We start from the raw sequence: 11,958 nt of genomic DNA, 5'->3' as shown, positions 1-11,958 counted from the left end.
AACTCTCAGAATTATTTTTACGCAGATCAAAAGGCATGAGATGCCCTTAGTTCACCGCGAAATCGAGGATAGACAACATGCCGCTCCTCACATAGGTGAGGAGCGGCATCCGCAGAGGAAACCCCCGCTTAAACGGCCTCCATCAGGTCAAGAGCTTCACGCACCTGGAGGGCGCTGAACTGCCCCGGAGCACTCGCAGCCCCCACCGTAGCGAAGGTCGCTGCACTCCCCACAGCCATTCCCGCAATCCGACTCATTGCCCCTGGAATTCCCATGGCAATAGCAATCACCGGAACTTCCAAGCCATCACGCGCCCGCATCTGCGCATTCATGACCGCCAGCAGATCCGCAGGTCCAGCCGCAGCGTAGGCAACCTTGGCAATGTCAGCGCCAAGGAACTGCATCTGACGCAAGGTATCAAACACGTCATCCTCCGGCGGAGTGGCTGCAAAGTCATGATTCGAGGCCACCAGCACAGCCCGGGAGAGCTTAAGCTCCTCCATCAAGTCAATAGCTCCCTCGGCACCCACCTGAACATCTACAGCATCCGCCCACTGGGCAAGAGCGCGCACGCATGCGTGGTACTCCTGGGCCGACAGACAAACGGCGCCGCCCTCGTCGCAGGTACGAATCGTCGCAAGCACAGGCACCGGCGCAGACTCCACCACCGTCCACCCCTGCTCCAATGCGGAAAGCCGAGCGCTGAGTGTACGCGCCTGCTGGAAGGGGGCAAACATGTCAACGCGCCACTCGATAAGATCCGCCGGAGAATTCGCAACACGCTCACACTCCAAAGCCAAATCCTCCACAGGATCGTGGCAGGCGCCAGCGGGCATATCGCCGACAATCCCAGTGGAACACTGCGTGGGTTGGCCGGTGACGGGCACAATAATAAGGGCCCTCTCCCCCATGACGCGCCGACCGCGTGGACCTCGTCCAATCACAACCCGGCGCCGCGCTTCCTGTGTCATCTCAGCCACCAGACACTCCATCCTCAGCCATATGCAGCTGAGCTCGTTCGCTCTCCGTCAAATACGGCGAGTCCAACCAGCCATCAGGCAAATGCGGGGTCTTTTCCCCGCCCGCACGGCCTCGCGGGCCCTGCGCAGCCTGCGGGAAGGGCTGATCCAAATCCAGCTCCGCCAGGCGCTCACGCAGCTCATCAAGGGAGGACACGAGGTTAAGGGCCGCACGCGCCGGGCCGCCCACGGAAAAACCACGCATATACCAGCCCACATGCTTGCGCATCTCACGCAAGGCACGCAGCTCATCACCCTGATCCTCCACCACCCACTGGGCGTGGCGCAGGATAATATCGGCAATCTCGCGCAGGTCAGGCTGGGGTGGAATCTCCTGGCCGTGAACGGCAGCGACAATGTCACGAAAGAGCCAGGGCCGCCCCTGGCAGCCACGCCCAATGACCACCGCATCACAGCCGGCCTGCTCCATCATGCGCACCGCGTCCTCGCCCTCGAAAATGTCGCCATTACCGAAAACGGGGATGGTCAGCATGTCCTTCAGGCGCGCGATCTGGGTCCAGTCGGCGTGTCCCGAATAATGCTGGGTTTGCGTGCGCGCATGCAGGGCCACCGCAGCCACACCCTTACTTTGGGCGATCCGCGCGGCGTCCTCAAAGGTCACGTGATCATCGTCAATGCCGACGCGCATCTTGACCGTGACGGGCACGTCGCGCCCAACCCTGCGCCCTGATTCCTCCGCGCACGAAACCACAGAGGCAACAATGTCGGAGAAAAGATCACGCTTCCACGGCAGGGCCGCTCCCCCACCCTTGCGCGTGACCTTGGGAACTGGGCAGCCAAAGTTAATGTCAATATGGTCGGCCAGATCCTCCTCGACCAGCACCCGGGCCGCAGCACCCATAATCGCCGGGTCCACGCCGTAGAGCTGGATGGAGCGCACCCGCTCGGTCGGGTCGGGGCGCACCATATCACGGGTGCGTTCACGCCCCTCCACCAGCGCCCGGGAGGTCACCATTTCCGTCACATACAGGCCAGCGGGCGCATCCACACCGCGAAGGGCCTCGCGCGCCACCCCGGGAGTGAGGTCAGCAGGCAGGCCTTCCTCACCGTACAGGCGGCACAGGCGACGGAAGGGCGCGTCAGTGACACCGGCCATTGGGGCCAGGATCACCGGGGACCACAGACGCAGCGGCCCGACCTCCACGATGGGGGCCGGGCCGCTGCGAGTGCTCGACATTGAGGAGCTCACTCAGCAACCCACCAGGCGGGAAGCCAGGTACTGCTTGACCTCAGCCAAGGGGATGCGTTCCTGCGTCATCGTGTCGCGTTCACGGATGGTCACGCAGCCATCTTCCAAGGAATCGAAGTCGTAGGTGATGCAGAAGGGCGTACCAATCTCATCTTGACGGCGGTAGCGGCGGCCAACGGCGCCAGCGTCGTCGTACTCGACATTCCACAGGGCGCGCAGTTCCTGAGCGAGCTCGCGGGCGGGGCCGGTGAGTTCTTCCTTGCGCGACAGGGGCAAGACAGCGACCTTGACGGGCGCCAGACGAGGATCGAGCTTGAGCACGACGCGCTTGTCGACGCCGCCCTTGGCGTTGGGGGCCTCATCCTCGGTGTAGGCCTCAATGAGGAAGGCCATGAGGGAGCGGGTCAGGCCAGCCGAAGGCTCAATGACGTAGGGGGTCCAACGCTCGTTGGTCGTCTGGTCGAAGTAGTCAAGCTTCTCACCCGAAGCTTCAGCATGAACCGACAGGTCGTAGTCGGTGCGGTTAGCGATGCCTTCAAGTTCTCCCCACTCGCTGCCCTGGAAACCGAAGGTGTATTCGATGTCCACGGTGCGCTTGGAGTAGTGGGAGAGCTTCTCTTGGGGGTGCTCGTACAGGCGCAGGTTCTCACGCTTGATGCCCAGGTCGACGTACCAGGCGAGGCGCTCATCAATCCAGTACTGGTGCCATTCTTCGTCGGTGCCGGGGGCGACGAAGAACTCCAGTTCCATCTGTTCGAACTCGCGGGTGCGGAAGATGAAATTACCGGGAGTAATTTCGTTGCGGAAGGACTTGCCGATCTGGCCAATACCGAAGGGGGGCTTCTTACGGGCAGAGGCCATGACGTTGGCGAACTGGGTGAAGATGCCCTGGGCGGTTTCGGGGCGCAGGAAGTGCAGGCCAGCCTCGTCATCAACGGGACCAAGGAAGGTCTTGAGCAGGCCGGAGAAGGCGCGCGGCTCGGTGAATTGGCCGCGGGTACCACAGTTGGGGCAGGCGACGATTGCGAGGGTGACTTCAGATTCGGCGACCTCGTGCTTTTCAGCGTAGGCCTCGATGAGTTGGTCTTCACGCAGGCGCTTGTGGCAGCTCAAGCATTCGACGAGGGGGTCGGTGAAGGCTTGGACGTGACCGGAGGTTTCCCATACGCGGCGGGGCAGGATGACCGAGGAGTCGAGGCCCACCACGTCTTCGCGGGAGCGCACGACGCGGTTCCACCACTGGCGCTTGATATTTTCCTTGAGTTCAACGCCCAGGGGCCCGTAGTCCCATGCTGAGCGGGTGCCTCCGTAGATTTCACCGGAGGGGAAGACGAAGCCGCGGCGCTTAGCCAGGCTGATAACGGAATCGAGGCGGGAGGGTCCCTTAGCCACTGTAGTGCTCCTTTGAGTGTACGCACCGCACCTGGCTGGCACGGCGGTTGACCACCCAAGTTTAGCCGGGGAGAAGGCGGAAAAGCGATTCGCTGAGGAATGCTGGTGAAGAAACAGCAAGGGCGGGTGCCCGTACTCGGTTGGTACGAACACCCGCCCCCACTGCGCAGGGTCGGGCGATGGCCGATTAGCCCTTCACTGCACCGGCCGTCAGACCGGAGACAATGTAGCGCTGGAGGTACTGGAAGAGCAGGATGACCGGTACGGCTGCGACCACTGCGCCGGCGGCGAAGAGGCCCCAGGGGGCGATACGGTCATCGGCTGCCCACTGGTACATGCCCACAGCGAGGGTGAACTTGTCGGGGGTCTGGAGGACCACCTTGGCAATGACGAAGTCACCGAAGCTGGAGATGAAGGACAGCAACGATACGACTGCCAGCACCGGAAGCACCAACGGCATGATGATAGTCCAGAAGGTCTGGGCGTGGGAGCATCCGTCAATCTCTGCCGCTTCGTCAAGTTCACGGGGAACGGAGTTGAAGAAGCCGTAGAGGAGGAAGGTGTTCGAACCCAGTGCGCCGCCGAGGTAGACGGCGATCAGACCGAAGTGAGAGTTCAGGCCCAGTGCGGGGAAGACTTCTTGGATGCCCAGGAGCAGCAGGAAGAGTGCCACGAAGGCGAGCATCTGGGGGAACATCTGGACGAGCAGCAGGAAGGTCAGGGTGCCGCGGCGGCCCTTGAAGCGGAAGCGGGAGAAGGCGTATGCCGCTGCCGCGCCCATGAGGACGGTGCCGATGGCGGTGATCGAGGAGACGATCAGGGAGTTGACCACCCAGTGCTTGTAGTCGGGATGATTGAACAGGTCAACGTAGTTTTGGAAGGAGATCGTGCGGAAGAGCTCATTCGAGCCGGTCAGGGTGGCGCCGGGCACCAGGGAGACTGACAGGATGTAGAGCAGGGGCACGATGCAGTAGATGACGACGAGGACGCCAACGATGTAGCGCCACCCGACCTCGGCCCACCAGCGTGAGCCGGTGACTGAGGTGTGGAGTTCTTGCTTCTGAGCCATCACAGTTCCTCCAATGTCTTCGTCTGACGGAAGCCAAGCCAGGCAATCACGCCGACCACGATGAAGATGACGATGGACATGGCCGATGCGAGGCCGTAGTCCTTGGTGCCCGATTCGAAGGCGATCTTGTAGACCATGGAGATGAGGATGTCGGTCTCACCCAGGGGGACGGATAGGCCCGGGTAGTTGGGGCCGCCGCCGGTCAGCATGTAGATCAGTGCGAAGTTGTTGAAGTTGAACGCGAAGGAGGCGATCAGCAGGGGCACGGTGGACTGGAGCACGAGCGGCAGCTTGACGGAGAACACGGTACGCAGGGGGCCTGCGCCGTCCATCTTCGCTGCTTCCATGACGTCTGAGGGCAGGGATTGGAGTGCGCCCAGCGCCACGAGGAACATGTAGGGGAAGCCCAGCCACAGGTTCACGCCGAGGATAGAAATCTTGGCGAGGAGTCCGTCAGTCAGCCAGGGAATCTCGGCGCCTCCGAAGAACACTTGGTTGATGAAGCCGAACTTGTGGTTGAGCATGCCGCGCCACACCAGGGTTGCCAGGAAGGCGGGGAATGCGTAGGGCAGGATCAGAAGCGACTGGAAGACGCGACGTCCCTTCACGCGGGTATCAGCAAATACCAACGCCAGGAACAGTCCAAAGGCGAAGGTGGAGATAACCGAGACAATAGAGAAGACGAAGGACCACAGGAGGGCCTTGAGGAAGGGGCCGCCCAGGTCGGGTCCGGAGAAGATGTTGAGGTAGTTCTCAAAGCCGACGAAGACGCGCCAGCCGGGGCTGATTTCGCTGCCCTGAGCGTCCACGAAGGAGCCTTTACCTGAGTCAGTGTAGGTAGTTCCGGTTTCGGTATTGGTCAGGGTGTCGGTGGCCTCGTCGTAGGTGAAGAAGGACTTGGCCAGGTAGCCGGAGGTGCCGTCGGTGGTGACGTAGAACCCGTCGTTGGGATCGTCGGTGGCCTGGAGGCGCAGACCGGTGAGCTGGTCTTGGCGTTGGACGAGCTCCGCGAAGGAGAGGATGGTTTTTCCTTCAACTTCGGTGATGCCTGCGGCGGTGACAGTGCCCTTAATGGGGGTGGGGTCTTCCCCGGGTGCGCCGGTGATGAGTTCCTTGGTGGTGGGGTCAGCAACGACGAGGGCGAGGCCGGCGCCGTCTTCCACGACGGCGGTTTGGACGTTCTCGGCTCCTTCGACGCGGCGCTCATTTTGGATGAGGATCGCGGCGATGGCGTCTTCTTTGGTGGAGTTGTGGCCCTGACCGTAGTTGGTGAGCGACACATAGCCGGTGTAGCCCATGACGAAGACCTGGTAGATGAGCAGGAAGATCATGCCGGGTACGAGGTACTTGGCGGGGATCATCTTGCTGGAGAAGTAGAAGAAGTTAACGGCGATAAGCATGATCGCGAGGATGGCGACGATCAGCCAGGCGTCAACGAAGAATGCGGTAATGATGCCGTAGAGTCCGAGTGCGTTGATTAGCATCATCAAGACAAGCTTGACGAAGAAGCCGGGGCGACGCACATCTCGGGCGTGGGACGGCCGATATGAGGGCATCTCCTCCGCCGGGGCGGGGGTTGCTGTGGGGGCGCTCATTGCTGCTCTCCTGTGGACAACTGCGCGGGTGTGGGGGTTGCGGTCTCGCCAGGTGTTTGAACTGGTCGTCTCATCTTTGAGTGACTGTCGAGGCCGTCTTTAATAGGGTAGTCCATGCGAAGGGGAGGCCCTGGACACCCCGAGGGTGTCCAGGGCCTCCCTATTCACATGGTTACGCGATCACTTCTTGATGGCGTTGGTGATGTTTTCAGCCATCTTCATCCAGCCGTCAGCGGGAGCTTCCTTGCCGGTGATGATGTTGGCTTCGGTCACGCCCCAGAAGCCCCAGACAGCGTCCATGGCGGGGATGGCGGGCATGGGGACGCCAGAGCCTGCAACCTCAGCGAAGGCCTTGATGTCGGCGTCGTCGACCTTAGCGGCGACGGAGGGCATGGCGGGGATACGCTTGCCGAGCTCGTAGAGCTTGGTCTGAGCCTCTTCGGAACCGAGGAACTCGAAGTACTTGTTCACGAGGAGCTGGTTCTGGGTCTTGGCGGAAGCGAAGAATGCCTGGACGCCAACGAAGGGCTGTGCGGGCTGGCCACCAGCGGAGGGGACGGGGAGGATGGAGACATCCATGCCTGCCTCACGGAAGGGGCCAACGTTCCAGGGGCCGGTCACGGTGAAGGCGGCCTTGCCGTCGATGAAGGACTGCTTGGCAATGTCACCGGTGATGGCGGTGTCGAAGACCTTGGCTTCACCCTGGGCCTTGAGCCACTCGGCGAACTTGGTGCCCTCTTCGCCGGCGAAGCCGAGCTCGGAGGTGTAGGAGCCGTCAGCTTCCTGCTTGAAGACGGGAGCGCCGAAGGAGGTCTGGAAGGGGTACATGTGGTAGGGATCGCCCTCTTCAGCAACCTGCATGATGAAGGGGTATTCCTTACCGGCAGCCTTGCCAGCTTCGATCATTTCGTCGAAGGTCTTGGGCTCTGCGGTGGTCAGGGCGTTGTTGCGGATGAGGGCGATGGACTCGAGGGCGTAGGGAACGCCGTAGGTCTGGCCTTCGTAGGTGACAGCCTGGACTGCGGAGGGGGCGAGCTTGCCCTTGATGCCGGAGATGTCAGCGGGGCCGACGACACCGTTGGAGACCATCTGGCCGAGCTTGTCGTGTGCGGTGATGATGATGTCCGGGCCCTTGCCGGTGGGAACCTGGGCGATGAACTCGTCGACCATGTCGTCAACGGACTTCTGCACAACGTTGACCTCAACCTGGGTTGCTGCGGTGAAGTTCTCAGACAGTTCCTGGATCTGGCTGTAGCGGGTGTCGTCTGCCCAGATGGTGAGGGCACCAACCTTGGCTTCGGTTTCAGCTGCGGCGCCTGCAGAGGCTGCCGCGTCAGCGGACTGTGCTGCGGGAGCGGTGTTACCGCCGCAAGCTGCAAGGGTAGCGGTCAGGGCGATAGCGCCCAGCGCTGCAATGCCACGTCGCATGTTACAACTCCTGTATATCGTTGCCGCCTGCGGATAGTGCTTGCGGCCTTGTAAGGACACTGTAAACGCGAACAATTGTTTCTGCAAGAACTTTCTGCAACGTCATTATTTTGTTACATTTGATATACGTCACGCAGGCGCTGACACGGTTCCCACGACCCTCCCACGACATGAGGACACTTCAATGGCGAAACCACGCACCCGACTAATGGACATTGCCCAACACGCGGGCGTCTCTACTGCCACCGTGTCACGCGTTATTAACCGCACAGGTCCGGTATCGTCCGACACTCGCCACCGCGTCCTCACCGCCATTGATCGGCTCGGCTACGAACGACCCGCCAGCGAACGCTCCGGGGCCGCCATGCTCATCGGCATCATCACCCCCGAACTCATCAACCCCATCTTCGCCACCTACGCGCACGCCATCCAAAGCGAGGTCGCCCGCGCCGACGCCCTGCCCGTCATCTGCTCCCAGACCCCGGGCGCCACATCCGAAGGCGACCATGTCGAAAAACTTCTTGACCAGGGAGTTTCGGGCATTATTTTCCTTTCTGGCCGCCACGCTGACTATCGCGGTGACCTGAGCCGCTACCAGCGCCTCCACGACAAGGGCATCCCCTTCGTCACCATTAACGGCGCCCGTGACGAGGTCCCCGCCCCCGACTTTTCCACCGGGGATGGCATGGGTATCGAGGCCGCCGTCCACCACCTTCGCGAGCTCGGCCACACGCGCATTGCCCTGCTCACCGGTCAGACCCACATGGTGCCCGCAGCTCGGAAGGTAGAGGCCTTCCGGCATGTGATGAAGCAACTCTTTGGTGAGGTTCACCCCGTCATCGTCGAGACCTTCTACACCTACGAGGCCGCCGCCACCGCCACCGAGGACCTCATCAACCAAGGCGTCACCGCTATCGTCACCGGCTCAGACCTACAGGCACTCGGCGCGATTCGCACGATTAAGAATCGCGGTTTGGATGTGCCGGGAGACATTTCTGTGGTCGGCTTCGATGATTCGATGCTGATGGCGCATCTGGATCCGCCGTTGACGACCGTCCGTCAGCCCGTCGCTGCGATTACGAATGCCGCTGTTCAGGCTCTCTTTGCTCAGCTGCATAATTCAACGGTGCATCGGGGTGCTTTTATTTACACGCCTGACCTCATTGTGCGTGCCTCCACGGGCGCCTGTCCGCGCTAGTGCGCCTCCCCTTGGGGAGATACCCCACTTCCGATTGACAACGGTTCTCATTAACGTGACGATGGAAGCATGACTCAGCGACGTATTTTCCCCGCTTTTCTCGCCGCAACCGCCCTGGCCTTGGCCTCGTGCGCAAGCGACACCACTGCCCAGAGCTCAGGTACTGACGCTCCCGTTACCGAAGGCAAAATGAGCGTCTACGCCTCCTTCTACCCATTGCAGTACCTGTCCGAGCAGATCGGCGGCGACATGGTCAGCGTTGAATCCCTGACTCCCCCAGGCGCTGAACCCCACGACCTTGAGCTCTCCCCCGCAAAGGTCGCCCAGCTGGAGCAAGCCGACGCCGTCGTCTTCCTCTCCGGCTTCCAAAGCGCCGTTGACAAGGCCGTCGCCCACAATGGCCCCGAGCACATCATCGACGTTGCCCCCGCCGTGCAACTCATCGCAGGCGAACATGACCACGACCACGCGCATGACCACAGTCACGACGACCATGACCATGGGCAGTCCGGCCACGATGGGCACAATCACGATGGGCACAATCACGATCACGGCCAGTCCGGCCACGATGACCACGACCACGCTCATGAGAGCCGCGATCATAGCGATCAGGCAGCCTCTGGTGCCCACGATGATCACGACCACGCCGACCATGACCACGGCCACGACCACGGCGACCAAGATCCCCACTTCTGGCTCGACCCCCAGCGCATGGCTCAGGCAGCCACCGCTATCGGCCAGGCCTTCGCCAAGGCAGACCCGGAGAACGCCCAGACCTACACGACGAATGCCGCCACTGTCGCTAAGTCGATGAATGAGCTCGCAACCGAACTCGTCGAGGGCACCAAGAGCTGCGAACACACCACCTTCGTCACCGCCCACGATGCCTTCGGCTACCTCGCTGACCGCACCGGCCTGACCCAGGTGGGTATCTCAGGCCTGGATCCTGACTCCTCCCCCTCCCCCGCGCGTCTGGCTGAGGTCGCCAAGGTCGTCAAGGATCAGGGCCTGACCACCATCTTCACCGAAACCCTCATTGACCCCAAGGTCTCTGAGACTCTCGCTGCCGATCTGGGCATCACCACCGCCGTCCTCGACCCCCTGGAAAGCCAGGCGGATGACTCGAAGGACTACATGGACGTCATGCGCGAGAACATTGCGGCACTGCGCAAGGCTTTGACCTGCAAGTGAGCAGCACACACACTGATCACACTCAGGCCGCAGCGGGCACCATCTCGCCCGCTGCGGCCGTCGTGCGTTGCGAGGACCTCCACGTCGCATGGGATACCCAGCTGATCCTCCACGGAGTCAGCACGCAGATTCCCGCCGGTCAAGCAATCGCCGTCACCGGCGCGAATGGCTCAGGAAAATCCACCCTCATGCGTACCCTCATGGGAACGGCCCCCATTACCGGCGGAGCCGCCTACCTGTTTGGCGCTGACGTCAGCCAACCCCGTTCCGTGCCCTGGCATCGCGTGGGCTACGTCCCGCAACGCTTCAACTCGGGAGGCGGGATTGCCTCGTCAGTGGAGGAAGTGGTGTGCTCAGGCTTGCTTGGACCGCGCCGCTGGTGGGCGCGCCCCGGTGACCGCACCCGCGCTCTTGAGGCCCTGGAGCGTGTCGGCCTCACCCATCGCGCGAAGGACCCCATGCCGATCCTCTCGGGCGGCCAACAGCAGCGCGCACTCATTGCCCGCGCCCTCGTGCGCAACCCGGACCTGCTCGTCATGGATGAGCCCCTGGCCGGTATTGACGCACACTCGCGTGAGCGCCTAGCCGAGGTCGTTAGCGAGGCCAAAGCCCAGGGAACGACCATCCTCCTCGTCCTCCATGAACTCGGGGAACTCGGCCCCCTGCTTGATCGAGAACTGCATCTCGCCTCGGGGCATATTTCCTACGACGGGCCCGCCCACCTCGAAAGCACAGAGGGCGCTCACGCCCTCGCCCACCATCACCGCGGCGAAAAGGAACCCGGACACTCCTACTCGGCGGCAACGCTGAGCGACATCATTGGGCGCAGTGACCTTCGGGGCGGCGACGATATGCGTGGAGGTGGCCATGAGTGAGCAGTTGACACTTCTCTTTTCCTCCTCCCTCATGCAGCGCTCCCTCCTGATCGCCCTCCTGGTGGGTCTGAGCGCGCCGATTGTCGGCACCTACCTCGTCCACCGTCGCCTCGCGATGCTCGGTGATGGCATTGGACACATTGCCCTCACCGGCGTTGCCCTGGGGTGGCTGGCGGGCACGGCAGCAAACGCGGCTTCTGCCGACCAATACGCCATCCCCGGCGCCCTCCTTGTCTCCCTCCTGGGGGCCGTGTCCATCGAGGTCGTCCGCTCCTCGGGACGCACCTCCGCCGACGTCGCCCTCGCGATGCTCTTCTACGGAGGTATTGCCGGGGGCGTGCTCCTCATCGGCCTAGCCGGGGGCACATCCGCGCAGTTGACCTCCTACCTTTTTGGCTCCATCTCAACGGTGACATGGTCTGATATCACGATCACCAGCGTCCTGGCGGTAGGCATCCTCGCCGTGGGTGCGGGCCTTGCCCCTGCGCTGTACTCGGTCTCCAATGACGAGGAGTTCGCCCGCTCTACGGGTCTGCCCGTGCGCACATTGTCGATGCTGATCGCCGTCATGTCGGCCCTGACGGTCGCCGTGTCCATGAGGGTGGTGGGAGCGCTCCTCGTGTCGGCCATTATGGTGATCCCCGTCGCGATCGCCCAATTGTGGGCAAAGTCCTTCATGAGCACCATGGTGTACTCAGCATCAATTGGGGCTATGGTATGCCTTAGTGGCCTTATCATTACCTACTTCATTGACCTGTCCCCAGGCGCGATGATCGTCATGTTGGCCATCGGCCTCTACGCCCTGTCTTTCACCGGACGGACCCTCGTAGACCGCCAGCGTCGCGCGCAACGCCACCGGCAGGCAGCAGCAGCTTCTGCTCAGTCCGGAGCCACGTGCACGGTGCAAAACCCCTAAGCCCACGCCACCCACCCCACTAGGAACCCCAGCACCCAGGCGGCACCGCCCCCGCAGCCCACACC

The 11,958-nt window shown here is 62.3% G+C and carries 10 protein-coding genes; 4 read left to right on the top strand and 6 right to left on the bottom strand.

Going from position 1 to position 11,958, the window contains the following annotated elements; genetic code table 11:
* Nucleotides 1-128: 128 nt before the first annotated feature.
* The 6 genes from aroD to HWX48_RS00800 all read right to left on the bottom strand — a co-directional run bounded on the left by aroD (nucleotide 129) and on the right by HWX48_RS00800 (nucleotide 7,713).
* Entirely contained in the window at nucleotides 129-971 is an 843-nt protein-coding gene (aroD, locus tag HWX48_RS00825; RefSeq protein ID WP_254872895.1) for a type I 3-dehydroquinate dehydratase, read from the bottom strand.
* 1 nt (nucleotide 972) lies between these two features.
* Nucleotides 973-2,217, bottom strand: a complete 1,245-nt coding sequence (gene dusB / locus HWX48_RS00820) for a tRNA dihydrouridine synthase DusB (RefSeq protein ID WP_175953694.1) — start codon at nucleotides 2,215-2,217, stop codon at nucleotides 973-975.
* A 12-nt stretch (nucleotides 2,218-2,229) separates the two neighbouring features.
* Entirely contained in the window at nucleotides 2,230-3,621 is a 1,392-nt protein-coding gene (locus tag HWX48_RS00815; RefSeq protein ID WP_175953692.1) for a glycine--tRNA ligase, read from the bottom strand.
* A 187-nt stretch (nucleotides 3,622-3,808) separates the two neighbouring features.
* The gene (locus tag HWX48_RS00810) at nucleotides 3,809-4,690 is read right to left on the bottom strand and encodes a sugar ABC transporter permease (protein ID WP_175953690.1); all 882 of its coding nucleotides are present in this window, start codon (nucleotides 4,688-4,690) and stop codon (nucleotides 3,809-3,811) included.
* Nucleotides 4,690-6,285, bottom strand: a complete 1,596-nt coding sequence (locus HWX48_RS00805) for an ABC transporter permease subunit (protein ID WP_175953688.1) — start codon at nucleotides 6,283-6,285, stop codon at nucleotides 4,690-4,692. The genes HWX48_RS00810 and HWX48_RS00805 overlap by 1 nt, the downstream gene beginning before the upstream one ends.
* 180 nt (nucleotides 6,286-6,465) lie before the next feature.
* Nucleotides 6,466-7,713: a maltose ABC transporter substrate-binding protein gene (locus tag HWX48_RS00800; protein ID WP_175953686.1), complete on the bottom strand. Its 1,248-nt coding sequence runs from the start codon at nucleotides 7,711-7,713 to the stop codon at nucleotides 6,466-6,468.
* Between the two features lie 184 nt (nucleotides 7,714-7,897).
* Between HWX48_RS00800 and HWX48_RS00795 the strand changes: the two genes are divergently transcribed.
* From HWX48_RS00795 to HWX48_RS00780, 4 genes are all read left to right on the top strand, one after another.
* Nucleotides 7,898-8,911 carry a LacI family DNA-binding transcriptional regulator gene (locus HWX48_RS00795; RefSeq protein WP_175953684.1) on the top strand — a complete coding sequence of 338 codons (1,014 nt, stop codon included), beginning with the start codon at nucleotides 7,898-7,900 and terminating at the stop codon, nucleotides 8,909-8,911.
* A gap of 69 nt (nucleotides 8,912-8,980) precedes the next feature.
* On the top strand, nucleotides 8,981-10,102 hold the full coding sequence (locus HWX48_RS00790) for a metal ABC transporter solute-binding protein, Zn/Mn family (protein WP_175953682.1): 1,122 nt from the start codon (nucleotides 8,981-8,983) through the stop codon (nucleotides 10,100-10,102).
* A 62-nt stretch (nucleotides 10,103-10,164) separates the two neighbouring features.
* A complete protein-coding gene (locus tag HWX48_RS00785) occupies nucleotides 10,165-10,977 on the top strand; it encodes a metal ABC transporter ATP-binding protein (RefSeq protein WP_175953768.1) in 813 nt (270 codons plus the stop codon).
* Nucleotides 10,970-11,893, top strand: coding sequence for a metal ABC transporter permease (locus HWX48_RS00780; protein WP_175953680.1), 924 nt, complete (start codon nucleotides 10,970-10,972; stop codon nucleotides 11,891-11,893). The genes HWX48_RS00785 and HWX48_RS00780 overlap by 8 nt, the downstream gene beginning before the upstream one ends.
* Nucleotides 11,894-11,958 lie beyond the last annotated feature (65 nt).

It is taken from the genome of Schaalia sp. Marseille-Q2122, from assembly GCF_903645355.1.
In the GTDB taxonomy this organism is placed as follows: Bacteria; Actinomycetota; Actinomycetes; order Actinomycetales; family Actinomycetaceae; genus Pauljensenia.
Note: the sequence above shows the minus strand (reverse complement) of the source record. Positions and strands in the feature narration are given on the sequence as shown.